General features: G+C 68.9%; 22 protein-coding genes, 1 tRNA gene and 1 pseudogene. 14 read left to right on the top strand and 10 right to left on the bottom strand.

Annotated features, from left to right (window positions below; genetic code table 11):
• Positions 1-14: 14 nt before the first annotated feature.
• Positions 15-491: pseudogene (rimP, locus tag B0W88_RS01600) on the bottom strand (ribosome maturation factor RimP); the annotation flags it as partial.
• 234 nt (positions 492-725) lie between these two features.
• Here rimP and fabI point away from each other — a divergent pair.
• Positions 726-1,508 carry an enoyl-ACP reductase FabI gene (gene fabI / locus B0W88_RS01605; RefSeq protein WP_077032899.1) on the top strand — a complete coding sequence of 261 codons (783 nt, stop codon included), beginning with the start codon at positions 726-728 and terminating at the stop codon, positions 1,506-1,508.
• Positions 1,509-1,580: 72 nt separating this feature from the next.
• Complete coding sequence (locus B0W88_RS01610) at positions 1,581-2,285, top strand: bifunctional 2-polyprenyl-6-hydroxyphenol methylase/3-demethylubiquinol 3-O-methyltransferase UbiG (protein WP_077032900.1); 705 nt, start codon at positions 1,581-1,583, stop codon at positions 2,283-2,285.
• Here B0W88_RS01610 and B0W88_RS01615 read toward each other — a convergent pair.
• The 3 genes from B0W88_RS01615 to B0W88_RS01625 form a co-directional block, all read right to left on the bottom strand.
• Positions 2,277-3,437: a glycosyltransferase gene (locus B0W88_RS01615; RefSeq protein ID WP_144006534.1), complete on the bottom strand. Its 1,161-nt coding sequence runs from the start codon at positions 3,435-3,437 to the stop codon at positions 2,277-2,279. The genes B0W88_RS01610 and B0W88_RS01615 overlap by 9 nt on opposite strands.
• A 233-nt stretch (positions 3,438-3,670) precedes the next feature.
• Positions 3,671-4,708 (bottom strand): acyltransferase, encoded by a 1,038-nt coding sequence (locus B0W88_RS01620; RefSeq protein WP_077032902.1) that lies wholly within the window; start codon positions 4,706-4,708, stop codon positions 3,671-3,673.
• Positions 4,705-6,963 (bottom strand): arginine/lysine/ornithine decarboxylase, encoded by a 2,259-nt coding sequence (locus tag B0W88_RS01625; protein ID WP_077032903.1) that lies wholly within the window; start codon positions 6,961-6,963, stop codon positions 4,705-4,707. Before B0W88_RS01625 ends, B0W88_RS01620 begins: the two co-directional genes overlap by 4 nt.
• Before the next feature lie 96 nt (positions 6,964-7,059).
• On the opposite strand from B0W88_RS01625, the gene B0W88_RS01630 reads away from it, so the two are divergent.
• From B0W88_RS01630 to B0W88_RS01640, 3 genes are all read left to right on the top strand, one after another.
• Positions 7,060-7,482: an NfeD family protein gene (locus B0W88_RS01630; protein ID WP_077032904.1), complete on the top strand. Its 423-nt coding sequence runs from the start codon at positions 7,060-7,062 to the stop codon at positions 7,480-7,482.
• 10 nt (positions 7,483-7,492) lie between these two features.
• The gene (locus B0W88_RS01635; protein ID WP_077032905.1) at positions 7,493-8,407 is read left to right on the top strand and encodes an SPFH domain-containing protein; all 915 of its coding nucleotides are present in this window, start codon (positions 7,493-7,495) and stop codon (positions 8,405-8,407) included.
• Between the two features lie 13 nt (positions 8,408-8,420).
• Positions 8,421-8,511, top strand: a tRNA-Ser gene (locus tag B0W88_RS01640).
• Positions 8,512-8,978: 467 nt separating this feature from the next.
• Here the strand turns inward: B0W88_RS01640 and B0W88_RS01645 are convergent.
• The 5 genes from B0W88_RS01645 to B0W88_RS01665 are packed head-to-tail and all read right to left on the bottom strand — an operon-like array spanning position 8,979 to position 14,629.
• Positions 8,979-9,809 carry an enoyl-CoA hydratase/isomerase family protein gene (locus tag B0W88_RS01645; RefSeq protein ID WP_077032906.1) on the bottom strand — a complete coding sequence of 277 codons (831 nt, stop codon included), beginning with the start codon at positions 9,807-9,809 and terminating at the stop codon, positions 8,979-8,981.
• A gap of 7 nt (positions 9,810-9,816) precedes the next feature.
• Complete coding sequence (locus B0W88_RS01650) at positions 9,817-11,055, bottom strand: acetyl-CoA C-acetyltransferase (RefSeq protein WP_077032907.1); 1,239 nt, start codon at positions 11,053-11,055, stop codon at positions 9,817-9,819.
• The gene (locus B0W88_RS01655) at positions 11,052-12,239 is read right to left on the bottom strand and encodes an aromatic ring-hydroxylating dioxygenase subunit alpha (RefSeq protein WP_077032908.1); all 1,188 of its coding nucleotides are present in this window, start codon (positions 12,237-12,239) and stop codon (positions 11,052-11,054) included. Before B0W88_RS01655 ends, B0W88_RS01650 begins: the two co-directional genes overlap by 4 nt.
• Positions 12,236-13,384, bottom strand: coding sequence for an acyl-CoA dehydrogenase family protein (locus B0W88_RS01660; RefSeq protein ID WP_077032909.1), 1,149 nt, complete (start codon positions 13,382-13,384; stop codon positions 12,236-12,238). Before B0W88_RS01660 ends, B0W88_RS01655 begins: the two co-directional genes overlap by 4 nt.
• Positions 13,385-13,390: 6 nt before the next feature.
• Entirely contained in the window at positions 13,391-14,629 is a 1,239-nt protein-coding gene (locus tag B0W88_RS01665) for an acyl-CoA dehydrogenase family protein (RefSeq protein WP_233151590.1), read from the bottom strand.
• Between the two features lie 171 nt (positions 14,630-14,800).
• Here B0W88_RS01665 and B0W88_RS01670 point away from each other — a divergent pair, with 171 nt between their 5' ends.
• From B0W88_RS01670 to B0W88_RS01710, 9 genes are read left to right on the top strand one after another with little or no spacing between them, the layout of a single operon-like run.
• Complete coding sequence (locus tag B0W88_RS01670) at positions 14,801-15,961, top strand: acyl-CoA dehydrogenase family protein (RefSeq protein ID WP_077032911.1); 1,161 nt, start codon at positions 14,801-14,803, stop codon at positions 15,959-15,961.
• Positions 15,962-15,974: 13 nt separating this feature from the next.
• Positions 15,975-17,123, top strand: coding sequence for an acyl-CoA dehydrogenase family protein (locus tag B0W88_RS01675; protein WP_077032912.1), 1,149 nt, complete (start codon positions 15,975-15,977; stop codon positions 17,121-17,123).
• Positions 17,113-18,111 carry a nitronate monooxygenase family protein gene (locus B0W88_RS01680; protein WP_077032930.1) on the top strand — a complete coding sequence of 333 codons (999 nt, stop codon included), beginning with the start codon at positions 17,113-17,115 and terminating at the stop codon, positions 18,109-18,111. Before B0W88_RS01675 ends, B0W88_RS01680 begins: the two co-directional genes overlap by 11 nt.
• Before the next feature lie 21 nt (positions 18,112-18,132).
• A complete protein-coding gene (fadB, locus tag B0W88_RS01685) occupies positions 18,133-20,298 on the top strand; it encodes a fatty acid oxidation complex subunit alpha FadB (protein ID WP_077032913.1) in 2,166 nt (721 codons plus the stop codon).
• Positions 20,295-21,077: an SDR family NAD(P)-dependent oxidoreductase gene (locus B0W88_RS01690; RefSeq protein WP_077032914.1), complete on the top strand. Its 783-nt coding sequence runs from the start codon at positions 20,295-20,297 to the stop codon at positions 21,075-21,077. The genes fadB and B0W88_RS01690 overlap by 4 nt, the downstream gene beginning before the upstream one ends.
• A gap of 10 nt (positions 21,078-21,087) precedes the next feature.
• The gene (locus B0W88_RS01695) at positions 21,088-22,266 is read left to right on the top strand and encodes an acetyl-CoA C-acetyltransferase (RefSeq protein ID WP_077032915.1); all 1,179 of its coding nucleotides are present in this window, start codon (positions 21,088-21,090) and stop codon (positions 22,264-22,266) included.
• Between the two features lie 5 nt (positions 22,267-22,271).
• On the top strand, positions 22,272-23,078 hold the full coding sequence (locus tag B0W88_RS01700) for an enoyl-CoA hydratase/isomerase family protein (RefSeq protein ID WP_144006536.1): 807 nt from the start codon (positions 22,272-22,274) through the stop codon (positions 23,076-23,078).
• Positions 23,075-24,097 carry a phosphotransferase family protein gene (locus tag B0W88_RS01705; protein WP_077032917.1) on the top strand — a complete coding sequence of 341 codons (1,023 nt, stop codon included), beginning with the start codon at positions 23,075-23,077 and terminating at the stop codon, positions 24,095-24,097. Before B0W88_RS01700 ends, B0W88_RS01705 begins: the two co-directional genes overlap by 4 nt.
• Positions 24,098-24,110: 13 nt before the next feature.
• Entirely contained in the window at positions 24,111-25,451 is a 1,341-nt protein-coding gene (locus B0W88_RS01710; RefSeq protein WP_077032918.1) for an MFS transporter, read from the top strand.
• On the opposite strand, the gene B0W88_RS01715 is transcribed toward B0W88_RS01710, so the two are convergent.
• Complete coding sequence (locus B0W88_RS01715) at positions 25,426-26,643, bottom strand: NAD(P)/FAD-dependent oxidoreductase (RefSeq protein ID WP_077032919.1); 1,218 nt, start codon at positions 26,641-26,643, stop codon at positions 25,426-25,428. The two genes, B0W88_RS01710 and B0W88_RS01715, sit on opposite strands and share 26 nt — an antisense overlap.

A 26,643-nucleotide genomic window follows, 5' to 3' on the forward strand; every position in this document is an offset into this window, starting at 1 on the left:
GGCCCACCGCTGTTGCGTCCCTTGAACGGCGTGACGGGCACCAGCCGCGCGTCGCGCACCTCTTCAAGGGAAAAATCCATGGCCTGATCGGCCGTGCCATCGTTGAACACGATGCGCCAGCCCTCACCTTCAGCCGAGAGCAGGCCCTGATACTTCTTGCGGCCCTGGAACGGGACCTTCAAGGTCAGCGCGACTTCCTGGCCGGCGAAGCGCGCGTAGTCGGCCGCCTTCTTCAGCGGGCGATCCATGCCGGGCGAGGACACCTCAAGCCGCTCGTAGGGCACGTTCTCGACTTCCAGCACATACTGCAGCTGGCGGGTGACGCGCTCGCAGTCATCCACCGTGATCACCTCGCCGGCGGCGGCCTGTTCGGCCAGCTTGTCGATATAGACGCGCAAGAGCCCGGCGGCACTGCGTTCGCAGTCCACCATGTCGTAACCGAGGCCGGTCACGGTCGTTTCCACAGCAGCTTGCCAGCTGTTAGTCGTCATGCACCCAAAATCGTTCGAGCAAAAAAAATGGGCTGGATGAATCCGCCCAAACACCAGCTGCGTCGGCAACCATTCACGAGCGGCCGACTCAGTTCGCTGTCAATCAACAAGCTCACCCGGTGAGCCCGTCCTGCAGCAAAGGAGGGATTGTACTATGTGCAGAACACTCGGGCAAGGCGACGGCTCAGGCGTGACAGAATCGCGGGCTGATTTCTGACAAGACAAGGAGCCATCATGGGTTTTCTCGCTGGCAAGCGACTGCTGATCACGGGCGTGCTGTCCAACCGCTCGATCGCCTACGGCATCGCCCGGGCCTGCCACCGTGAAGGGGCCGAGCTGGCCTTCAGCTACCAGGGCGAGCGCTTCAAGGAGCGCATCACCGAGTTCGCCGCCGAGTTCGGCTCCACGCTGGTGTTCGACTGCGATGTCACCGACGACGCGCAGATGGAAGCCCTGTTCGCCGGCCTGAAGGACGCCTGGGGCGAGTTCGACGGCTTCGTCCACTCGATCGGCTTCGCGCCGCGCGACGCGATCGCCGGTGACTTCCTCGGCGGCCTGACGCGCGAGAACTTCCGCATCGCCCACGACATCTCGGCCTACAGCTTCCCGGCCATGGCCAAGCTGGCGGCGCCGATGCTGCGCCCGGGTGCCTCGCTGCTGACGCTGTCCTACCTGGGCGCCGACCGCTTCGTGCCCAACTACAACACGATGGGCCTGGCCAAGGCCTCGCTGGAAGCCAGCGTGCGCTACCTGGCCTACGACCTGGGCGCCAAGGGCGTGCGCGTCAACGGCATCTCGGCCGGCCCGATCAAGACGCTGGCCGCCTCCGGCATCAAGGACTTCGGCAAGCTGCTGAACCAGTTCGCCGCCAGCGCCCCGATCCGCCGCAACGTGACGATCGACGACGTGGGCAACACCGCCGCCTTCCTGTTCTCGGACCTGGCGGGCGGGATCAGCTCGGAGATCATCTATGTGGATGGCGGGTTCTCGCACGTGGCGATGGCGGGCGAGGGCTGAAGTCGCGGCTAACCCCGAGATTCAGCGCCGTGCCGCTACCATAGCTGCGTCGCCACACATTCCACCCCGACCATGCAGAAGACGCCCGCCTCGCTCAGCAGCGAAAGGCTTGCCGCCTATACCAACGTCCGGTGGGACATCGTTGAGCTGGTGCCGGCGGAAGTCGGCCGCGTGCTGGACCTGGGCTGTAGCGACGGCACGCTCGGGCGGGTGCTGAAGGAACAGCGCCCAGACCGCCATGTGGTTGGCGTGGAGTACTCGGCCGATCTCGCGCAGCGCGCCGTCGCGAACCTGGACCAGATCATCCAGACGGATCTCAACCGGCCCGATGCACTGGACGAACTGGCTGGCCAGCAGTTCGACTGCGTCGTTTGCGCGGACGTGCTCGAACACCTCCAGCACCCTTGGGACCTGCTGGCCCGCCTTCGCCCGATGCTGGCGCCGGGCGCGAGGCTGGTGATCAGCCTGCCGAACATCCGGCACGTATCGGCCCTCGGCTCGATCTATCTGCGCGGCACCTTTCCGCGAGAGTCCCGAGGCATCTTCGACGACACCCATCTGCGTTGGTTCACGCTGCGCGACGGGCGCCAGTTGCTGGGCGATGCCGGATTCGCGACGGACAAAGTCGTCTGCAGCCTGCGCTGGGGCAGCAAGGGTGGCGGCAGGGCCAATCGGCTGCTGAACCGTCTACTGGGGCCCGTCGCCCCCCGGATTGCTCCGGTGCGCGAGTTCCTGACCTACCAATTCGCCCTGGGCGCGACGTTCGAATCAGCCTAGATCCCTGTCGGCACCGCCGACGAGCGAGCGCAGGATGCCAGCCAGCAAGGCGGCTTGGCGCTCGGTCGAGAAGACATGGGCTACATCGTCGCGTGCCCTCTGCCCGCAATCGCGGCGCGCCACGGGGTCGCGCAGCCATCGCAAGGCCGACAGCCATTCCCGACGATCATTCGCCAAATAGCCGTTCCGCCCCTGCTCGACAACGGTTTCGTAGGCCGGAATGGGCGTCGCCACGACGGGCAGCCCCAGGCTCATCATCAAGGTCAGGCGATTCTCCGACTTCAGGCGCCACACCGCCTTGGGGTCGGTGCCGACGCTCGTACCGACCGGAATGATGCCGATGTCCGCCGCGAGCATGCGTCGATAGACGTCATCGGGATCCCACCTGACGCACGAGATGCGCGGATTCGCGATCCAGCGCAACAGGTTCCAGCGATCACGCCACGTCCGATGGGCCCGGAACTGCCAGTAGCGCAGCTTCAAGCGCGCCACCCAGTCGGAGTTCGGCGGGAAGGCGCCGACAACCTCGACGCTCAGCCAGGCCGGCAAGGACTGCAAGCCCGGCAGATGCCAGGGCGCCGTCGAAGTGACCAGCACGGCCCGCAGCGGCCGCCACCAACTGCCACGATCGGCACGATAGGCGACCTTGAAGACTTCCGGCCGCTCGATGCCGTCATGCACGACATGGATCCGCGACTGCAGTTCGGTGGCATGCAGGCTCTTCAGGTAGTCGGTGATGACGACCGTGGCATCGCAGGCGGCGACCATCGAATCGTTGACATGATCGCAAACCCCGTAGACGCACCTGACGCCATCGCTGCGCAGCGCGGCCACGAGTGACAGCACGCTCGGGCCGTGAACCTTCTGGAAGTAGACGATGTCGAAGCCAGCGGCGCGGATGCGCTCGGCGCACTCGCTCAGGTCGGGTCGCTCCGTCGGCGCGTCCGGCTCGAAGGCGATGCTGGTTTCAAAGCCTGCCTCGCGCAGGAAGGGCAGCACATTGACGACGGAGACGCGCGTGCTCGGTATCGCCGCATCCAGGCGCGAGAGCAACACGAATCCGATCCGCACGGGCCGCACAGGCCGCACAGCTTCGGCAGCAGCCGGTGCAACCGTCGCCACCTTCGGCCGATCTGCATGCTCAAGGCTCACAGGGCTCCCCACGCCATCTCGGCCTGGGCCCAGATTGGCGCAGCAGGTGTTCGCATTCTTGGAAATGGCTGATCGCCGTGGTCAGCAGCGTCGTGAATTCGTGGAAGCGGCATACGATCATTATCAATTCCGCAATCCCCATCTGCGTACGCTGGCCCGGAACGCCTCCTCACCTTCGGCCAAGATCTATGCAATGTTGCACCTGCACAACCAACCGCAGGCAATCCGGGCGCTCAAGCTCGCGCCCAGCCGCGATTCAAGTAGCTTCGCACCGGGCGCTCCAGCCCATAGTAGGAAATCAGGCCCGCCGTCATCGCAGCCGCAAGACCGACCCAGGCCGGCGCCTCGCCTTGACGAACCCAGAGATAGAAGGGCTGCTGCCACAGATAGACCGAGAACGACCATTCACCCATGCGACGGAGCGGCAGCCAACTGAGCACGTTGCGCCACAGTACAGGCGCCTGCGGCAAAAGGTGCAGCGCAAGGACGAACAAGCCCAGGCCAAGCAACCGGTGCAGCGCAGGGGGCAAAGACCACCAATGGGCCAGAACACCCGCCAGCATCAAGATCGGAAAGCCGGCGGCGAGGCGCCGGCTCAGCAGGCCATCAGGCAGGCCACCCGTCGTCAGACAGGCCGAAGCGAGCACGCCGAAGACGGCCGCTTCGCTGTGGAGCCAATACGTGAATTCAAGTTGCCGGGGATTCCATGCGCCATAGGCGAGGTTGATCAGCACACACAGGGCAAGTGCAATCTGGAGCCCGCGACGTTCCGTAAATATTCCTCGGCGCGCCAGCCACGCCAGCGAGGCCATCAGGACGTAGCCATGCTCCTCGACCGCCAGCGACCAGACATGGCCATAGGGCATGGCGGCGTGGCCAGGCCCGGCCTGCGGAACGACATAGTTGTTGAGAAACAGGCTTGCCGCCCAGAACTCCCGCCAACTGAAACGCCACGGCCCGACATTCAGGCTGACGCACAGCGCGATCACGACGATGAATGCCAGGTGCGCCGGCAGGATGCGAGAAATGCGTCGGCGGTAGAACAGCCCGATGTCAGTGCGCCGGACAAACAGCAGCCGCCCCATCAGCAAGCCCGACAGGACGAAAAACAGGCCGACGCCGATCTCACCGAGATTCAGACCCGGCACTGGAGCGAAATGACCCACCAGCAGCGTCACGATGGCAACGCCGCGCCAGCCATCCAGATAGTCCAGATGGCGCAGCGCTGCGCCTCCGACCGCAGGCTGGGCCTCAGCCTGCCTAACCGTCACGCCACGCAGTCCACGTAGTAGCTGAGCTTGCCGTCCTCGCCAGCCTCCGCCACCAGCCCGTGCACGTCAGTGGCAAAGCCCGGGAAGCGGGCATTGAACTCGCGCGTGAACTTCAGATAGTCCACGATCCTCTTGTTGAAGCGCTCGCCCGGAATCAGCAGCGGGATGCCGGGCGGATACGGCGTCAGCAGCGAGGTCGTGACGCGGCCCTCCAGCTCGTCGATGGCGACGCGCTCCGTCTTGCGGTGCGCGATGCAGGCATAGGCGTCGCTCGGCTTCATTGCCGGCTCCAGTTCGGAGAGGTAGACCTCGGTGGTCAGCCGCGCGATGTCGCCCTTGGCATAGGCCTCGTGGATGCTCTGGCAGAGGTCGCGCAGGCCCATGCGCTCGTAGCGCGGATGGGCGGCGGTGAACTCGGGCAGGATGCGCCAGATCGGCGCGTTCTTGTCGTAGTCGTCCTTGAACTGCTGCAGCGCGGTCAGCAGCGTGTTCCAGCGGCCCTTGGTGATGCCGATGGTGAACATGATGAAGAAGGAGTACAGGCCCGTCTTCTCGACCACCACGCCATGCTCGGCCAGGAACTTGGTGACGATGCTGGCCGGGATGCCCGACTTGGCGAACTTGCCGCTCATGTCCAGGCCCGGCGTGATGATGGTGGACTTGATCGGGTCCAGCATGTTGAAGCCGGCCTCGATCGGGCCGAAGCCGTGCCACTTCTCGTTGGCATGCAGCATCCAGTCGGCCGCCTTGCCGATGCCCTCGGCCGCCACCTTGTCCGGGCCCCAGACCTTGAACCACCAGTCCTTCTTGCCGTAATCCTTCTCGACCTTGCGCATCGCGCGACGGAAGTCCAGCGCCTCCGAGAGGCTCTCCTCCACCAGCGCCGTGCCGCCGGGCGGCTCCATCATCGCGGCGGCCACGTCGCAGCTGGCGATGATGCTGTACTGCGGGCTGGTGGACGTGTGCATCAGATAGGCCTCGTTGAAGAGGTGCCTGTCCAGCTTCACGTTCTGCGAATCCTGCACCAGCACCTGCGAGGCCTGCGAGAGGCCCGCCAGCAGCTTGTGCGTGGACTGCGTGGCGTACACCATCGAGGTCTTCGGGCGCGCGCGATGCTTGCCCATCGCGTGGTAGGAGCCGTAGAAGTTGTGGAAGGCCGCGTGCGGCAGCCAGGCCTCGTCGAAATGCAGCGTGTCGATCCAGCCGTCCAGCTTGGCCTTGATCGTCTCGGTGTTGTAGAGCACGCCGTCGTAGGTGCTCTGCGTCAGCGTCATGATGCGCGGCTTGGCCTTCTTGGCGTCCACACCCTTGAGCAGCGGATTCTTCGCGATCTTCTTCCTGATCGACTCGGGCGAGAACTCGCTCTCCGGGATCGGGCCGATGATGCCGTAGTGGTTGCGCGTCGGCGTCATGAACACCGGCACCGCGCCGGTCATGATGATCGAGTGCAGGATGCTCTTGTGGCAGTTGCGGTCCACCACGACGATGTCGCCCGGCGCCACCGTGTGGTGCCAGACCATCTTGTTGGACGTGCTGGTGCCGTTGGTGACGAAGAAGCAGTGGTCGGCATTGAAGATGCGCGCGGCATTCTTCTCGGAGGCCGCGACCGGCCCGGTGTGGTCCAGCAGCTGGCCCAGTTCCTCGACCGCGTTGCACACGTCCGCGCGCAGCATGTTCTCGCCGAAGAACTGGTGGAACATCTGCCCCACCGGGCTCTTCAGGAAGGCCACGCCGCCGGAGTGGCCCGGGCAGTGCCAGGAATAACTGCCATCCTGAGCGTAGTCCATCAGCGCCTTGAAGAAGGGCGGCGCCAGGCCGTCGAGGTAGCTGCGCGCCTCGCGGATGATGTGGCGGGCCACGAATTCCGGCGTGTCCTCGAACATGTGGATGAAGCCGTGCAGTTCGCGCAGCACGTCGTTCGGGAGGTGCTGCGAGGTACGCGTCTCTCCGTACACGTAAATCGGTATGTCAGCGTTCTTGAAGCGGATCTCTTCGATGAACTTGCGCAGGCTCAGCACCGCGGGGTCCTCCTCGGGACCGGGCGTGAACTCGTTGTCGTCGATGGACAGGATGAAGGCGCTGGCGCGGCTCTGTTGCTGGGCAAACTGGCTCAGATCGCCATAGCTGGTCACGCCCAGGACCTCGAAGCCTTCCTTCTGGATCGCCTCGGCCAGCGCACGGATGCCCAGGCCCGAGGTGTTCTCGGAGCGGTAGTCCTCGTCGATGATGACGATGGGGAAACGAAAGCGCAGCATCTTGGGAGCCTCCAGCGGGCCGGGACGGAAATGGAAGGCGCGAAGTGTAGGGCAAGGCCGCTAAACTGACCCGACAGCTTGCCCCGGGGAGACGACATGGAAATGACGACCGTCTGGTGGATCACCTGCGGCGTCCTGGTGGCCGCCGAACTCGCCACCGGCACCTTCTATCTGCTGATGCTGGCTGCGGGTGCGGCGGGCGGAGCGATCGCCGGCTGGCTGGGCCTCGGCTCCAGCGTGCAGATGATCATCGCGGCGCTGATCGGAGGCGGCGCGGTGCTCGCGTGGCATCGCCTGCGCGGCAGCCGCAACCTGCGCGCGCCGGCGGCCGCCAACCCGGACGTCAACATCGATATCGGCCAGGCCGTGCAGGTCGAGGCCTGGAGCGCCGACGGCACCGCCAGCGTGCGCTATCGCGGTGCCGCTTGGCGTGCGCGTTATGCCGGTGCCGGAGCGCCCGACGCGGGCACCTACGTGATCCGTGCCATCGACGGCAGCTGCCTGATTCTCGACCGCTGAAAGAGCCCACATGGAAATCGCACTGATCATCCTCGTCGTCGCCGCCATCTTCGTCGTCCAGGCGCTCAAGGTCGTGCCCCAGCAGCATGCCTGGGTCGTCGAACGGCTGGGCCGCTACCACGCGACGCTGACGCCGGGCCTCAACATCCTGGTGCCCTTCGTCGACCGCCTCGCCTACAAGCATTCGCTGAAGGAGATCCCGCTGGACGTGCCCAGCCAGGTCTGCATCACCAAGGACAACACGCAGCTCACGGTCGACGGCATCCTCTACTTCCAGGTCACCGACCCGATGCGGGCCAGCTACGGCTCCAGCAACTACATCGTGGCGATCACGCAGCTGGCGCAGACCACGCTGCGCTCGGTGATCGGGCGCATGGAACTGGATCGCACCTTCGAGGAGCGCGACTCGATCAACAGCCACGTCGTGCAGTCGCTGGACGAGGCGGCGCTGAACTGGGGCGTCAAGGTGCTGCGCTACGAGATCAAGGACCTGACGCCGCCGCCGGCCATCCTGCACGCGATGCAGGCGCAGATCACCGCCGAGCGCGAGAAGCGTGCGCTGATCGCCGCATCGGAAGGCCGCCGCCAGGAGCAGATCAACATCGCCACCGGCGAGCGCGAGGCCAAGATCGCCCGCTCCGAGGGCGAGAAGCAGTCGGAGATCAACAAGGCCCAGGGCGAGGCCGCCGCCATCACCGCGGTGGCCGAGGCCACGGCCGGCGCCATCCGCAAGATCGCCGAGGCGATCCAGCAGCCCGGCGGCGACCAGGCCGTGCAGCTGAAGGTGGCGGAGAAGGCGGTCGACGCCTACGCGCAGCTGGCCCAGAAGAACAACACGATGATCGTGCCGGGCAACATGACGGAGGTCGGCGCGCTCATCGGCACGGCCATGGGCCTGATGAAGGCCCCGAAAAGTGCGCTATGATGTGAGGCTTCACGGAGCGGTGGATGAGTGGTTTAAGTCGCACGCCTGGAAAGCGTGTGTGGGTTAATAGCCCACCGCGGGTTCGAATCCCGCCTGCTCCGCCAAATGAACAATCCAAGTAAGTCAAAGACCGCCCGAGAGGCGGTCTTTTTTTGGTTCTTCGCCGAATTCCGGGGAACGCTTAAGGGTGCGGCCATGGGCCGCAGTTGCCGATTTGGTGTCGTCGAAACATCAAGTTGCAGGCGAGAGCGATGAGGACGTCGACCGGCATGGCGTGAGCCGATGTGTCATCCGGCTCAGGCCCCTTGAGGCTGTCTTGCGTTGCGGCTGCGACGAATGAATCCAGTCCGTCCATGACATTGAAGAGCGGCGGGTGCGTGGCCCGCCCCTCTTCGAGGCGCCCGTCGAGATGAGCCGTCTGCCGCGACGGGCAGGTGTCGGACGAACCTGAACAGGAGCGGGCAGCGGCGAAAGTCCGCTTCGAGCGCCCTCCATCCCATCTTCGGACCTTGGCCGGATGCCTTGTGCCGCGACAGGGCATCCCGACAGGCCTCACCGTCCCGCGCAGCCCTCAACGCCCGACGTAACGCGGCGCCCGCTTTTCCACGAACGCCGCCGAGGCCTCGCGGAAGTCCTCCGTCATGAGCGCCAGCACCTGGGCGCGGTTCTCGACTTCCAGCGCCGCCTCGAGGTTCGGCGCAGCCAGGTTGGCCCACATCAGCTGCTTGGTGTGGCGTGTCGCGTACGGACTGTTGGCCAGCACCTGCTGGGCGAGGGTCAGCGCGCGGGGCATCAGGTCGGCGTCGTCGACCAGCGCCGACACGAGGCCGGCCCGCTCGGCCTCGGCCGCATCCAGGGGCCGGCCGGTCAGCATCAGCTCGAAGGCTCGCGAGGCGCCGATCAGGCGCGGCAGGTGGTAGCTGATGCCGCACTCACCGGCCGTCAGGCCGATGCGAACGGCACCGATGTGGAAGCTGGCCGAGCGCGAGGCGAGGCGCACGTCGGCCGCCAGGGTCATCGCGAAACCGGCGCCGACGGCCACGCCGTTGACCGCGGCGATCACGACCTTGTCCAGCCCGCGCAGGCGCTTGACCATGCCGGCGAACAGTTCCTGGCCGCGGATGTAGTCGGTCACACCGGGCTCGTGCTGCAAGGGCTCGCCGGCCGCGTCAGTCAACGTGCTCCGCAGGTCCCAGCCGGCGCAGAAGCCGCGGCCGGCGCCGGTCAGGACGACCACGCGCACGTCCTCGTCGGCGGCCAGTTCATCCAGCAGCGCGGTCAGCCGCCGTACGGTGTCGTGGCGCAGCGCGTTGAGCACCGTGGGGCGGTTCAGCCGCAGCACGGCCACCTGCGGCTGTTCGGCCTGCCGCTCCAGCAGGATGTCGTCGTCGGAATGGTCCATCGCCGCCTCAGAGCCGTTCGATGATGATGGCCGGCGCCATGCCGCCCGCCGCGCACATGGTGACCAGGCCGCGCCGCAGGTCGCGCCGCTCCAGCTCATCGAGCAGCGTGCCGATCAGGAGGCTGCCGGTGGCGCCGATCGGATGGCCCAGCGCCATCGCGCCGCCATTGACGTTGACCTTGTCGCGGTTCAGGCGCAGGTCGCGGATGTACTTCTCGGCCACCACGGCGAAGGCCTCGTTGATTTCGAACAGGTCGATGTCGTCCACCGTCAGGCCCGCCCTGGCGAGCACTTTGCGTGTCGCCGGCACGGGCGCGTTGAGCATCAGCGTCGGGTTGTCGCCAATGTTCGCCATCGCGACGATGCGCGCCCGCGGCTTCAGGCCGCGCTTCTTCACATAGGCCCCCGAGGCGAGCAGCACGGCGCCCGCGCCGTCGACGACGCCACTGCTGTTGCCGGCGTGGTGCACATGCTGGATGCGCAGGTCCGGGAAGGCCTTGCGGATGTAGCCGCCATAGGTGTTGCCTTCCGCATCCAGCGCCATCTCGGCCAGGGCCGGGAAGGCCGGCTTCAGGCCCGCCAGGCCCTCGCGGGTGGTCTGCGGGCGCGGGAACTCCTCGTGGTCCAGCGCGACGCTGCCGTCCTCGCGCAGCACCGGCACCAGGCTGCGCCGGAAATGCCCACCTTCGATGGCCGCGGCGGCGCGCTGCTGGCTCACAAACGCCAGGTCGTCCAGCGCCTCGCGCGGGATGCCTTCCAGCGTGGCGATCGCGTCCGCGCAGATGCCCTGGTGCGACTGCGGCACCGTGCGGCGCAGGCGCAGGTTGCCCGCGTCCATCATCGGCGGCTCGGCCGGGTCGGCGATGGAGGCCGTGTACGACATCATCTCGGTGCCGCCGGCGATCACCAGGTCCTCGAAGCCCGAGGCCACGCTGGCCGCGGCGAGGTTGACCGTCGTGATGCCCGAGCCGCAGAAGCGGTCCAGCGTGACGCCGCTGGCGCGCTCGCTGTAGCCGGCGTCCAGCAGCGCCATGCGGGCCAGGTCGAAGCCCTGCTTGCCGCGCTGCGTGGAGGTGCCCCAGATCACGTCGTCCACCTCGGCCGTATCCAGGCCGTTGCGATCGGCGATCGCGCGCAGCACGGTGGCCGCGAGGTGCTGCGGATGGAGGTCCGCCAGGGCGCCCTTGCCCACTTTGCCGATCCCGCGCGGGGTGCGGCAGGCGTCGATGATGTATGCGTCGGTCATGTGGAAGTGCTCCTGGCGAGGTGTTTGTCGAGGATGGCGTAGAACATCGGGATCGGCGTTTCCAGCCCGCCGTAGAGGACCTCCTTCAGCGCACCGGACTCCAGGCCCGCTTGCGACAGGCAGGCGGCGCGGAAGTCCTCGTTGCCGAAGACGTTGAGGATCATCTCGAAGGACCGGGCGAAGAGCTCGCGGGCCTTGTCGTTGTCGGCCGGCTCGCGGGTCAGGTTGAAGTACTCCACCGTCGATGTCGCGGGGCCGCGCGGCTGGATGATCATCACGCTGATGTAGTAGGGGCTCGTGATGATCACCGTGCTCGGGAACAGCACGTAGGCGTGGGTGATGGTCTTGTGGATGTTCTCGTGCCTCATGCCTTCGAGCTGGGCCGGCTCGAAGTTGGCCTTGCCCGACACCTGGCGCAGGTGGTCGCCGAGACGGTCGGTGATGTTGGGCACGTCGGCGAACATCGCCGCCACCGTCGTCGCGTGCAGGCGCTGGATGTGATACGGCTCCAGGAAGGGCTCGATCACCAGCTTCCAGTTCGCATCGAGATGGAAGGTCTTGTGGCCGTAGAGGTGCTGGGAGCCGATCCTGAAGGCATCGAGGTCGGCGACCAGCTCGTCGTTGACCGCCGAGAAGTCGGCGGTCTCGGCCTCTGCGTCGAGGATCGCCCAGATGAAGCCGCCCGCCTCGCGGCTCGGCAGCTCGGTCAGGCCACGCTCTTCCTTGCGCAGCGAGGGAAACACCTCCTGCCGCGGCACGCCGACCAGCTTGCCCTCGCTGCTGTAGGTCCACGCGTGGTACGGGCAGCTCACCCGCCCGGCCTTGTGCGCATCGCTGCGCTCGACCAGCTTGGAGCCCTTGTGCTGGCAGGCGTTGAGGAAGACATGCACCTGCCCCTTCGCGTCGCGGCTCAGCAGCAGCGGCAGCCCGTAGGCCTCGAGCGCCAGGAACATCTGCGGCTCGGGCACCTGCACCGACAGCGCCACCGGCACCGGCACGCGCCTGAAGACCTCACGCTGCTCCTGCGCGTACACGGCCGGGTCGGTGAAGCTGGCGGCGGGCCGGCTCGATTCATCGGTGCGAGCCGGCGTCTGCCCCAGCGGCGGCAGGCTGCGAATGGCCCGGATCTGACTGGCGCTCAGCGTGGCCAGCGTGGGGACGAAGCGTTCGGCGGTGGTGTTCATCGATGCAGATTCCTTTCCAGGCGCGAGAAGCGATCGAGGTGATGCTCGACGCTGCCCCGCGTACCGCCGAGCACCGTCGCGCGGCGGAAGCAGGTGGTCACGGCCACCTCGTCGCTCATGCCCATGCCGCCGTGCAGCTGCACCGCGTTCTGGCCCAGGTAGCGCAGTGCCTGGTCGACGGTGACCTTGGCGGCGGAGACCGCCATTGCGCGCTCGTTCGCCGGGGCGCTGGCCACCGCCTGCGTGGCACGGTAGACCGCCGAGCGGGCCAGCTCGAGCTGCATCAGCATGTCCGCCATGCGGTGCTGCAAGGCCTGGAACGAGGCGATCACCTGGCCGAACTGCTTGCGCTCGCGCGTGTAGGCGACCGTGTCCGCGAGCATGCGCGACATCAGACCCACGGCCTCCGCGCACTGGGCCGCGATCGCCTCGTCGTTGGCCTGCTCGATCAGGCCCAGTGCATCGCCCTCCTCGCCCAGCAGCGCCGTCGGCGGCAGCCGCACGCCGTCGAGGACGACATCCGCCGCGCGGCGGCCGTCGATCGTGTGGAAGGGGCGCAGCGTGAGACCCGCGCGCTCACGCTCGACGAGGAACAGCGAGATGCCGCGCTCGTCGGCAAGGCCGCCGCTGGTGCGCGCACTGACGATCAGGTGCGAGGCCCAGGGCGCGGCGACGACGGCGGCCTTGTGCCCGTCCAGCCGCCAGCCCTCGCCCTCGCGGCGGGCCGAAGTCTCGACGCGCGCCGGCGCCTGTCGCGCGCCAGGCTCCAGCAGGCCGACGGCCAGCGCGCGCTCGCCCGCCAGCAGCCCGGGCAGCAGGTCGCGCGCCGCGGCGCCGCCGGCCCGCTGCAGCAAGCCGCCGGCCAGGACGATGGACTCGACATAAGGCTCCAGCGCCAGCGCCGCGCCCAGTTCTTCCATGATCACCAGGTGCTCGTACGCGCCGCCTCCGCTGCCGCCCAGCGCTTCGGGAAACGCGGCGCCGAGGATGCCCAGCTCGGTGCCCAGGCGCCGCCACAGTTCGGGCCGCCAGCCGGGCCCCTGCCGGGCCGCCTCGTGGCGGGCCTCCAGCGGGCAGCAGTCGGCGAGGAAGGCGCGCAGGCTGTCGCGCAGCAAGACCTGTTCGGATGTGAAGTTGAAGTCCATGGTGGTTCAGAGTCCCAGGCCGAGCTTGGCGATGACGTTGCGCTGGATCTCGTTGGACCCGGCATAGATCGTTCCGGCGCGATCGTTCAGGTAGTGCAGTGGCGCGATGGCAGCGAACTCCGGGCCGACGACTTCGCCCGGCGTGTGCGGCACGACGACCGGCCCGCCCGCGCGGCCGGCCTGCGGCTGGTAGGCGATGCCGTAGTGACCGGCGGCCTCCAGGGCCAGCTCGGTCAGGTGCTGGCTCAGTTCGGTGCCCAGCACCTTCATCACCGATGAGCTCAGCGCCGGCGTGCCGCAATGCGCGTCGCCGCTCATCGCGCGGAATTCGTAGACCTCCAGCGCCTGCACGCGGATGCGCGCAGCGGCCAGCCGGCGCATGAAGCCGGCATCGTCGCTCAGGCGCCCGCCCGCGTCGCCGGGCGCCTCATCGGCGAAGGCGGCGAGCCGGTCCAGCCGCACCTGCAGCTCCGGCGCATAGGCCACGCCGCCACGCTCGTGCTCCAGCAGGTACTTGGCCACCGACCAGCCCTGCCCCGGCGTGCCGACGATCTGCGCCTTGGGCACGCGCACGTTGTCGAAGAACACCTGGTTCTGGATGTGCTCGCCGGAGGGCGCGATGATCGGCCGCACGCTGATGCCCGGCGTGGCCATGTCGATCAGCACGAAGCTGATGCCCTGCTGCGGTTTCTCGCGCTTCTCGGTGCGCACCAGGCAGAACATCCAGTTGGCGATATTGGCGTGGGTGACCCATATCTTGGAGCCGTTGAGCAGCAGGTCGTCGCCGGCATCCTCGGCGCGCATCTGCAGCGAGGCGAGGTCGGAGCCGGAGTTCGGCTCCGAGTAGCCCTGGCACCAGAAGTGCTCGCCGTTGAGCATGCGCGGCAGGAAGAAGGCCTTCTGCGCCTCGCTGCCGTAGCGCAGCAGCGCCGGGCCGCACATCTGGATGCCCAGCGGCGCCGGCGGCGCGCCGGCGGCCAGGCGCTCGCGTCCGAACAGGTAGCGCTGCGCCACGCTCCAGGCGCAGCCGCCGTGTTCCACCGGCCAGGAGGGCGCCGCCCAGCCGCGCCGGTCCAGCACCTTGAGCCACGCCAGCGAGGCGTCGTGGTCCACGTAGACGCTGGTCATCCGGCGACCAGCCTCGCGCAACTCGTCGGTGAGATTCGCGTCGAAGAAGCGGCGCACCTCGTCGCGAAACGCCAGTTCGTCTTCACTCCAAGCCAGATCCATAGGGCCTCGGGTCATCGTCAGTACGGGAATTTCAGTCTAGGCAGCGCCCTCGGCGCGGCACTCGTCGGAAGCGATGAATTCGCAGCTGGAATCGAGCGGCCCGCAATTCGTCGCTTCGGACGATGGTTGGCCGGGAGGCCCGTTCCTAGACTCGCTCCGCATCGAACAAGGCTGGCTCAAACCCTCATGGACTTCTCGCTCACCGCCCGGCAACAGGAACTGCAGGAACGCACCCGCGCCTTCATCGCCCGCGGGGTCATGCCCTTCGAGCACGATGCGCGGCAGACGCCCCACGGCCCGACCGAAGACCTGCGCAACGAACTCGTGGCGCTGGGCCGCCGCGCCGGTCTGCTGACGCCGCATGCCAGCGTCGAGCTGGGCGGCCTGGGCCTGTCGCACCAGGACAAGGCCATCCTCTTCGAGGAGGCCGGCTACTCGCCGCTGGGCCCCACGGCGCTGAACATCCACGCACCCGACGAAGGCAACGTCCACCTGCTGGAGCTGGTCGCCACACCGGCCCAGCGCGAGCGCTGGCTGCGCCCGCTGGTGGCCGGCACGCTGCGCTCCTGCTTCTGCATGACCGAGCCGCCGCCCGGCGCCGGCTCCGACCCGTCCATGCTGCGCACCACCGCCCGCCGCGATGGCGGGCACTACGTGATCGACGGGCTGAAGATGTACATCACCGGGGCGGTCGGCGCCGGCTTCGCCATCATCATGGCCCGCACCGATGACGGCGCCGCCACGATGTTCCTGGCCGACATGGACCAGCCCGGCATCGTCATCGAGCGCCAGATGGAGGCACTGGATTCCTGCTTCACCGGCGGCCATGCGGTCGTGCGCTTCGACGGCCTGCGCGTGCCGGCGAGCGATGTGCTCGGCGAGATCGGCCAGGGCTTGCGCTACGCCCAGGTGCGCCTGGCGCCGGCGCGGCTGACGCACTGCATGCGCTGGCTCGGCCAGGCGCGGCGCGCGCACGACGTAGCCGCCGCCTATGCCCGCCAGCGCCATGCCTTCGGCCAGCCGCTGGCCGCGCACGAGGGCGTGAGCTTCATGCTGGCCGACAACGAGATGGACCTGCACGTGGCGCGGCTGGCCATCTGGCATTGCGCCTGGCTGCTGGACCAGGGCCACAAGGGCCGGCACGAGTCGAGCGTCGCCAAGGTGCTCTGCTCGGAGGCGCTGTGGCGCGTGGCCGACCGCAGCGTGCAGGTGCTGGGCGGCAGCGGCGTGACCGATGCCAGCATCGTCTCGCGCATCTACAGGGATATGCGCGCCTTCCGCATCTACGACGGTCCGTCCGAGGTCCATCGCTGGAGCATCGGCAACCGCATCGCCCGTTCCACCTGAAAGACCTGACCCCATGCCCATCGAATTCAAGCGCTCCTGGTCCGATGCCGACCTGGCGATGTACCGGGACACCGCCGCCCGCTTCGTCGAGGACGAGGTGCTGCCCAACGAAGAGCCCTCGCGCGCGCGCGGCCACGTCGGCCACGAGATCTGGCGCCGCGCCGGTGCCCTGGGCCTGCTCTGCGCGGACATTCCCGAGCAGTACGGCGGCGCCGGCGGCGATGCCCGCCACGAGTTCGTGCTCTACGAGGAGATGTTCAAGCGCTCGCTGAGCGGCATGAACGTCTCGGTGCACAGCATCGTCGCCCACTACCTGCTGAACCACGGCACCGAGGAGCAGAAGCGCCGCTACCTGCCACGCATGGCCAGCGGCGAACTGGTCGGCGCCATCGCGATGACCGAGCCCGGGGCCGGCTCCGACCTTCAGGCCATCCGCACCAAGGCCGAGCCGCACGGCGGGCGCTACGTGATCAACGGCGCCAAGACTTTCATCTCCAACGGCTTCCTGGCCGGCCTGGTGCTGGTCGTCTGCAAGACGGACCCGAACGAGCGCGCGCGCGGCATCTCGATCCTGATCGTCGAGACGAAGAGCACGCCCGGCTACCGCGTCGGCCGCCTGCTGGACAAGGTGGGCATGAAGGCGCAGGACACCTCGGAGCTGTTCTTCGACGCGGTCAGCGTGCCCGCGGAAAACCTGCTCGGCGGCGAGCCGGGCAAGGGCTTCTTCCAGCTGATGAGCGACCTGCCCTACGAGCGCCTCGCCATCGCCGTCATCGGCATGGCCGCGATGGAGGGCGCCTACCAGGCGACGCTGGACCATGTGCGCGATCGCAGGGCCTTCGGCAAGACACTCTTCGAACTGCAGAACACACGCTTCAAGCTGGCCGAGATCGCCACGCAGATCCAGGTCGGCCGTGCCTTCGTCGACCGCTGCATCGAGCAACTCGTCGCCGGAGAACTCGACACCGCCACCGCCTCCATGGCCAAGCTGTGGGTGTCGGAGGCGCAGGGCCGCGTGATCGACGACTGCGTGCAGCTCTTCGGCGGCTACGGCTACATGAACGAATACCTCGTCGGCCGCATGTACGGCGATGCGCGGATCCAGCGCATCTACGGCGGCGCCAGCGAGATCATGAAGGAGGTAATTGCCCGTGCGCTCTGACACCCACTCTCGTGGCTTCGACAACCGTGTCACCCAGGCCCTGGGCATTCGCTACCCGATCATCCAGGGCGGCATGCAGTGGCTGGGCCTGGCCGAGCTGGCCTCGGCCGTCTCCAATGCCGGTGGCCTGGGCATCCTGACCGCCCTCACCCAGCCCACGCCCAACGCGCTGCGGGCCGAGATCGAGCGCTGCCGCGCAATGACGGACCAGCCCTTCGGCGTCAACCTCACGATCCTGCCGGCCATCAAGCCGCCGCCGTATGCGGAGTACGTCGGCGCCATCATCGAAGGCGGCGTGAAGATCGTCGAGACGGCCGGCCGCAGCCCCGCCGAGTTCATCGAGCGCTTCAAAGAGGCCGGCGTGACCATCGTCCACAAGTGCACCTCGGTGCGCCACGCGCAGTCGGCCGAGCGCAGCGGCGTGGACATGGTCTCCATCGACGGGCTGGAATGCGCCGGCCATCCGGGCGAGGACGACGTCGGCGGCCTGGTGCTGATCCCCGCCGCGGCGCGCGCGCTGAAGATCCCGGTGATCGCCTCCGGCGGCATCGCCGACGGCCACGGCATGGCCGCCGCGCTGATGCTCGGCGCCGAGGGCGTGAACATGGGCACGCGCTTCTGCGTCACGCAGGAGGCGCCGATGCATCCGCAGATCAAGCAGGCGCTGGTCGCCGCCAGCGAACGCGACACGCGGCTGATCTTCCGCAGCCTGCGCAACACGGCGCGCGTCTTCGGCAATGCGATCGCCCGGGAAGTCGTCGCCACCGAGCAGCGCCCCGGCGGCTGCGAGTTCGAGGAGATCCGCCCGCTGGTGGCCGGCGCCCGCGGCCGGGCCGCGCTGGCCAGCGGCGAGGTGGACGGCGGCGTCATCACCGCCGGCCAGTGCATCGGGCTGATCGACGACATCCCGACCTGCGCCGCGCTGATCGAACGCATGGTCGGCGACTGCCGCGAACAGTTGCAACGCGTGGCCCGCATGGCCGCCTGATCTCAAAGGAACCCCACCATCATGTATTCCGGTAAAAGCCTGCGCCTGCAGGCCCTCGGCGACGGCCTGCTCGAACTGGTCTTCGACCGCGAAGGCGACACGATCAACAAGCTCGACCAGCGCACCGTCGCCGAACTGAAGGAAGTCACCGCGCTGATCGCGGCTGACCGCAACGCCACCGGCCTGCTCGTCACCAGCGCCAAGCCGGTCTTCATCGTCGGCGCGGACATCACCGAATTCGGCAAGCGCTTCAAGCTCGACGAGGCCGTGCTGGCCGCCGACGTGCGCCAGTCCAACGAGATCTTCAATGCCTTCGAGGACCTGCCCATTCCCAGCGTCGTCGCGGTCAACGGCTATGCGCTCGGCGGCGGCCTGGAGTTCGTGCTGGCGAACGCGCTGCGCGTGATGTCCACCGCCGCGCAGGTCGGCGTGCCCGAGGTGAAGCTGGGGCTCTACCCCGGCTTCGGCGGCACCGTGCGGCTGCCGCGCGTGGCCGATGCGCAGCTGGCGATCGACTGGGTCAGCAGCGGCAAGCCCGCGGGCGCGCCGGCCGCGCTGGCCGGCCATGTCGTGGACGAAGTGTGCGAGCCCGAGGAACTGCGCGACCAGGCGCTGGCGCTGCTGCGCCGGGCCGTCACCGGCGACATCGACTGGCGCGCCCGCCAGCAGCGCAAGCGCGAGGCCTTGCCGCTAGCCGCCGCCACCCGCGAGGCGCTGTTCACCGCCGCACTGGCCAAGGTGCAGGCCAGCTCGCCCAAGCACCAGCCGGCCGCGCTGATCGCCGTGCAGGTGATGGCCGAAGCCGCGACGATGCACCGCGCCGACGCGCTGACCGCAGAGGCCCGCGGCTTCGCCCGCGTCGCCAAGACGCAGGCGGCCGATGCGATGGTGCAGACCTTCCTGTCCGAGCAGCAGCTGAAGAAGCTGTTCAAGCGCCACGCGAAGCAGGGCCGCGCGGTGAAGCAGCTGGCCGTCGTCGGCGCCGGCATCATGGGCGGCGGCATCGCCTACACCAGCGCGCTGCGCGGCGTGCCGGTTCGCATGAGCGATATCGCCCAGGGCGCCCTGGATCTGGGCATCGGCGAGGCGCAGAAGCTGCTCGGCAAGCTGGTGCGCAGCGGGCGCAAGAGCGATGCGCAGGCCGGCCACATCCTGGGCGCGATCACGCCGCAGCTGGACCATGCCGGCTTCGACGAGGCCGATCTCGTGATCGAGGCGGTCGTCGAGAACCTCGCCGTCAAGCAGCGCGTGCTGGCCGATCTGGAGGGCAAGGTGCGGCCCGATGCCGTCCTCGCCAGCAACACCTCCAGCCTGCGCATCGACGACATCGCCGCGCCGCTGGCCCGGCCGGAGAACTTCGTCGGCATGCACTTCTTCAACCCGGTGCCGGTGATGCCGCTGGTCGAGGTGATCCGCGGCAGCCGCAGCAGCGATGTCGCGGTGTCCACCGCCGTGGGCCAGGCGGTGGCGATGGGCAAGACGCCGATCGTCGTCAAGGACTGCCCGGGCTTCCTGGTCAACCGCATCCTCACCGCCTACATGCGCGGCTTCCTGCAACTGGTGGCCGACGGTGCGGACTTCGAGCGCGTGGACCGCGTGATGGAAGCCTTCGGCTGGCCGATGGGCCCGGCCTATCTGCAGGACGTCGTCGGCATGGATGTGGGCAGCCACGTGACCGACGTGATCTCGGCCGGCTATCCGGAGCGCATGCCGCCGATCGCGCACGATCCGCTGAAACTGATGGTGAGGGAACGGCGCTTCGGCCAGAAGACCGGCCTCGGCTTCTACCGCTACGAGACCGATCCGCAGGGCAAGCCGCGCCGCAGCGCCGCCGAAGACACGCGCGCGCTGCTGGCCGCGGTGCAGCCGGGCGGCCCGCGCGAGTTCAGCGACGAGGAAATCGTCGAGCGGCTGATGCTGCCGCTGGTGCTGGAAGCCGCCCGCGCACTGGAGGACGGCGTCGTCGCCACGCCGGTGGAGCTGGACATGGCGCTGCTGCTGGGCATCGGCTTCCCGGCCTATCTCGGCGGCGCGCTGAAGTACGCCGACTGGCTGGGCCTGGCCCATGTCGTCGACCGCTGCGCCCGCTACGAGGCGCTGGGCGCGGCCTACCACCCGACCGAGCGGATGCGCCGGATGGCCGCCGCCGATCAACGCTATTACGACCACAAGGACACCCAAGCATGAAGCTCGACTCCACCGTTTCCGCCGTCATCACCGGCGGCGCCTCCGGCCTCGGCGCCGCCACCGCGCGCCGCCTGGCTGCGCAGGGCGTCAAGGTCGCACTGTTCGATCTCAACGAGGCCCAGGGCGAGGCACTGGCCGCCGAGCTGGGCGGCGTGTTCTGCAAGGTCGACGTGACCTCCGACGCGCAGGTCGACGCCGGCTTCGCCAAGGCCCGCGCGGCCCACGGCCAGGAGCGCATCCTGGTGAACTGCGCCGGCACCGGCAACGCGATCAAGACGGCCAGCCGCAACAAGGCCACCGGCCAGGCCCAGGCCTTCCCGATGGAAGACTTCGAACGCATCATCCGCATCAACCTGCTGGGCACCTTCCGCTGCGTCTCCAAGTCAGCCGCCGGCATGCTGTCGCTGGCGCCGCTGGACGACGGCGAGCGCGGCGCGATCGTCAACACCGCCTCCGTCGCGGCGCAGGACGGGCAGATGGGCCAGGCCGCCTACGCCGCGTCCAAGGCCGCCGTCGTCGGCATGACGCTGCCGATCGCCCGCGACTTGATGGGCGAAGGCATCCGCATCAACACGATCCTGCCGGGCATCTTCAACACACCGCTGCTGGCCGCCGCGCCAGACAACGTCAAGGCCGCGCTGGCCGCCTCGGTGCCCTTCCCGAAGCGCCTGGGCGAGCCGGAGGAGTTCGCGGTGCTCGCAGAGACGATGCTCGTGCTCGGGTATTTCAATGGCGAGAGCGTCCGTCTGGACGGCGCCATCCGCATGGCTCCTCGCTGAGGCACCCACCATGGCAGAAGCATTCATCGTCGCCGCCGCCCGCACCGCCGGCGGCCGCCGCAAGGGCCGGCTCTCCGGCTGGCATCCCGCCGACCTCGGCGCCCAAGTGCTGAACGCATTGCTGGATCGCAGCGGCGCCGACCCGGCCGCCGTCGACGACGTGATCCTGGGCTGCGTCAGCCAGGCCGGCGAGCAGAGCACGAACATGGCGCGCAATGCAGTGCTGGCCTCGCGGCTGCCCGAGTCGGTGCCGGGCACGACCATCGACCGGCAGTGCGGCTCCTCGCAGCAGGCGCTGCATTTCGCGGCGCAGGCGGTGATGTCGGGCACGATGGACATCGTGATCGCCGGCGGCGTCGAGAGCATGAGCCGCGTACCCATGGGCATGCCGCATGCGCTGCCCTTGAAGGAAGGGCTGGGCCACTACGTCAGCCCTGGCATCCAGCGCCGCTACCCGGGCGCCGAGTTCAGCCAGTTCGCCGGCGCGGACGCCATCGCCCGCAAGTACGGCATGAGCAAGGAGCAGCTCGACGCCTTCGCGCTGCTGAGCCACCAGCGCGCCGCGGCGGCGCTGCGCGAGGGCGCCTTCGCCGCCGAGATCGTGCCGGTCCAGGCGCGCTCGGCCGAGGCCGGCGATCTCGGTGAACTGCACACCGCCGACGAAGGCGTGCGCCTCAACGCCACGCTGGACGGCATCGCCGGCGTCAAGCTGATCACCGAAGGCGGGCTCTGCACGGCCGCCAGCGCCAGCCAGATCTGCGACGGCGCCAGCGGCGTGATGGTCGTCAACGAACGCGGCCTGAAGACGCTGGGTGTGGCACCCTTGGCCCGCATCCATCACATGAGCGTGCTGGGCCACGACCCGGTGATCATGCTGGAGGCGCCGGTGCCCGCGACCGAGCGCGCGCTGCGCAAGGCCGGGCTGAAGATCGAGGACATCGATTTCTACGAGGTGAACGAGGCCTTCGCCCCGATCCCGCTGGCCTGGCTGCAGGCGCTGGGCGCCGACCCGGCGCGGCTGAACGTGCACGGCGGCGCCATCGCGCTGGGCCATCCGCTGGGCGCGACCGGCACCAAGCTGATGACGACGCTGGTCCATGCGCTGCATCGCCAGGGCAAGCGCTACGGCCTGCAGACGATGTGCGAGGGCGGCGGCCTGGCCAACGTCACGATCATCGAACGGCTGTGAACGCGATGGACACGGATATCCTGCGCTTCGAGCGCGTCGGCGGCGTCGGCATCGCCACCTTCAACCAGCCCGCGCGGCTCAATCCGCTGAGCATCGGCCTGCAGCAGGCGTTGCGCGCGCTGCTGGCGCGGCTGGGCGAGGAGCGGGATCTGGGCTGCCTGCTGCTCACCGGCGCCGGCAAGGCCTTCTGCGTGGGTGCGGACCTGGGCAGCATGCGGGCCGCGCCGGACGAGACCCAGTCGCTGGGCGAACGCACGGCCGGCCTGATGCAGGAACTGACCAACCCGCTCGTGCTGGACCTGCGCGCGCTGCCGATGCCGGTCCTCGCCGCCGTCAACGGCCCCTGCGCCGGCGCCGGCGTCGGCCTGGCGCTGGCGGCCGACATCGTGCTGATGGGCAGCTCGGCCTACTTCTACCTGCCCTTCCTGCCCAAGCTGGGCATCGTGCCGGACGCCGGCTCCACCTGGTTCCTGGAACGCTTCGTCGGCAGCAGCCGGGCGCTGGCCCATGCGCTGACCGGTGACCGCATCGACGCCGACAGCGCGGTCCGGCAGGGCCTGGCCTATGCCGCGCACGACGATGCCGTGCTGATGGACGAGGCGCTCAAGCTCGCCCGGCGCCTGGCCCGCCTGCCGGCCCATGCCGCGCTGGAAGCCCGCCGCGCCTTCGACGCCGCCCGCCGTCACACGCTGGCCGAGCAGCTGGCCTACGAGGCCCAGCGGCAGCGCGAGCTGATCGACCGGCCCGAGTTCGCCGAAGGCGTCAAGGCCTTCGGCGAGAAGCGCGAGCCGGACTTCGGGCGCGGGCGATGAGTGGCGGTTTCGACCCCGAACGCCTGGAGGCCTGGCTGCGCGGCCAGGGCCTGCATGGCGGTGGCGCCATGCGACTGGAGCGGATCGGCGGCGGCCAGTCCAACCCGACCTTCTTCGTCGACTTCGACGCCGCCCCCGGCCGCAGCCTCGTGCTGCGCAAGCAGCCGCCGGGCGAGCTGCTGCCCTCGGCCCATGCGATCGACCGCGAGTACCGCATCCTGCGCGCGCTGGCCACGACAGACGTGCCCGTGCCCACGGCCCGCGCCTTCTGCGAAGACCGCACCGTCATCGGCACGCCCTTCTACCTGATGGACAGGCTCGAGGGTCGGGTCTTGCCCGACTACGCGCTGCCGCAGATGCCGCGCACGGAGCGCCGCGCCTACCTGCTGGCGATGGCCGAACTGATGGCGCGACTGCATGCGGTGGACTGGGCAGCGCTGGGCCTGGCCGACTACGGCCGGCCGGGCAACTTCTACCAGCGACAGATCGCCCGCTGGACGCGCCAGTGGCAGGCCTCCAGCCAGGGTTCCCCCCAGGCCGACAACGCCGACATCCAGCGCCTGATCGCCTGGCTGCCCGACAACATCCCGCCCGGCGACGAGACCTGCATCGCCCATGGCGACCTGCGCCTGGGCAACCTGATGTTCCACCCGACCGAGCCGCGCGTGGTGGCGCTGCTGGACTGGGAACTCTCCACGCTGGGCCACCCGCTGGCCGATGTCGCCTACGCCTGCATGGCCTGGCACATGCAGCCGCATGAATTCCACGGCCTGCGCGGACTGGACCTTGCCGCCCTGGGCCTGCCCGACCAGGCCGAGATGCTGGCGCACTACCGGCGCTGCAGCGGCCGCGAGGAGCCGGTGACGGCCTTCCACCTGGCCTTCGCGATGTTCCGCTTCGCCGTGATCCTCGAAGGCATCGCGGCGCGGGCGCGCGAGGGCAATGCAGCCGGCGAGGATGCCCATGAAGTCGGCGCACTGGCGGCCTCGTTCGCGCGCCAGGCCGCGGCCCTGATCTGACCCGGAGGACCCCATGACAAGCGACGACGCATCCGGAGAATTCCTTCCGCCCGCGCGCTTCAGCGCGGTGCAGCTGCTGATCCTGCTGCTGTGCTTCTGCGCCGCGATGATCGACGGCTTCGACATCCTCGTGATCGCCTACACGGCGCCGGCGATCATCCACGAGTGGGGCCTGCCACCGGGCCAGATGGGCGTGATCTTCAGCGCAGGCCTGCTGGGCATGACGCTGGGCTCGATGTTCCTCGGCGCGGCGGCTGACGTGTTCGGTCGGCGCATCGTCTGCAGCGCCTCGCTGCTGCTCGCGGGCCTGGGCACCGCCGGCGTCCATGGGGCGGGCGGCGTCGAGCAGCTGGTGGCGCTGCGCTTCGTGTCCGGCCTGGGCCTGGGCACGCTGCTCTCCGCGCTGCCGACACTGACGCGCGAATTCAGCCCGGCCCGGCAACGCAACCTGACGGTGGCGCTGCTGATGGCCGGCACCTCGGTGGGCGGCGTCGTCGGCGGCATGCTGACAGCCTCGCTCGCGGCGCAGTTCGGATGGCGCGCGATCTTCCTGTGGGCCGGCGTGCTGACGATGGTGATCGGCGCGCTGTTCCAGCTCGTCGTGCCGGAGTCTATGCCCTTCATCGCGGGGCGCGGCCGCAGCAGGAGCGGCGACGCGTTGCCCCGGATCAATCGCATCCTCAGGTACCTCGGTCATCCGCAGCTGTCGTCGCTGCCCGCGGCCGCGGCCGCGCAGGCGCAGGAATCCGCCAGCGTGATGTCGCTGCTGACGCCGGCGCGCCGGCTCAACACGCTGCTCGCCTGGGCGGCGTTCTTCTTCTCCTACGCGACGATCTATTTCCTCTCGAGCTGGCTGCCCAAGATGCTGGTGGATGCGGGCCTGTCGCAGCAGCAGGGCATCCAGGGCACCGTCGTGCTGACGGCGGGCGCGATCGCCGGCACGGTGCTCGTGGCGGGCCTCTCGCGCCGCTGGCGGCTGAACCTCCTGATCACGCTGGCCTTCGGCCTGGGCACCGCCTTGATGGGCGCCTTCAGCCTCTTCATCCATGAGGTGCGGGGCATGCCGCCGGGCGTGCTGTGGTCGCTGATCTTCCTGATCGGCCTGCTGCTCAGCGGCGCCTTCGCGAATCTCTATTCGGTCTCGCTGGCGCTCTACCCGGCCCAGGTGCGCAGCACTGGACTCGGTTGGTGCATCGGCCTGGGGCGGGGCGGCGCGGTCGCCAGCCCGGTGATCGCCGGCATGCTGATCGGCGCCGGCATGTCCGCCTCGACGATGCTGCAGGTGTTCGCTCTGCCGATGGTCGTCGCGGCCGCCTGCGTCGCCTCGATCAGGCTGCGCGAGCCCAGGACTTGAAGTCGAAACCCGGTGCGTGGGCCTCGGCCGGCGCCGGCGACTTGCCCGCTGCGAGCACGCGCCGGGCCATCAGGTGATCGGCCGGCCGGTCGATCGTCTCGACGGCCCGCAGCCGGCCTTGAGCGAAGCCCAGAACCAGCCCCTCGGTCGGCGCGATGAACTCGTCGCACAGCGACGGCAGGCCGGCGATCTGCAGCTTCATCTCGCCCTGGTCGGACCAGAACCACGGGCAGGCGGTGTAGGGCAGCGTCTCTGCACCGGCCAGCCGCTTCGCGAGGTGGCGCGCCTGGTCGGCCGCGTTCTGCACCGACTCGTACCGCATCGCCCGGCCCGCGTAGGCGCAGGGAAAGACGGCACCGTCGCCGATGGCCGAGATGTGGACATCGCTGGTCGACAGGTACTCGTCCACGACGATGCCGTTCGCCACGTCCAGGCCGGCATCGCGGGCCAGGTCGAGATGCGGCAGCATGCCGATGCCATAGACGAGCAGGTCGCCGTCCAGCACCGTGCCGTCGGCGCAGCGCAGGCCGGCGACACGCCCGTCGCGGGCGATCACTTCAGCGAGCGAACAACCCAGTCGCCACTGCACGCCCTGCGCCGCATGGGCCTCCTGCACCCAGGCCGACACCACCGGCGAGACGGCTCGCACCATCGGCCGGGCCAGCGCCTCGACGACGGTGACCGGCAGGCCCTGCTGCACGGCTACGGCGGCGAACTCCAGGCCGATGAAGCCGGCGCCGACGACGAGAACGCGCCGGGTGGCGGCCAGTTGCGGCTGCAGCCGGCGCGCATCGTCCAGCGTGCGCAGCGCGTGTACGCCGGCCAGCTCCGCGCCGGGCAGGGGCAACGCGCGCGCCTGGCCGCCCATCGCGAGCACCAGGTGGCCGTAGGCGATGGCGTCGCCGTCCGCGAGATGCAGGCGCCGGTCGGCGCGGTGTATGCGCACGGCCTCGCCGACGCGCCGCTCGATGTCCTGTTCCTCGTAGAAGGCCGCCGGGCGGAAGGCCAGGTCCTGGGCCGTGAGCTTGCCGGTCAGGTAGGCCTTGGACAGCGGCGGGCGCTGGTAGGGCAGATGCCCGTGCGCGTCGAGCAGCACGATGCGGCCGGCGTGGCCAGCCTGGCGCAGCGAGAAGGCGAGCTGGCTGCCGGCATGGCCGGCACCCACGATGACGATGGGCTCGGTGGCGTTCAC

This window comes from Pelomonas sp. KK5, assembly GCF_001984095.1.
Classification (GTDB): Bacteria; Pseudomonadota; Gammaproteobacteria; order Burkholderiales; family Burkholderiaceae_C; genus KK5.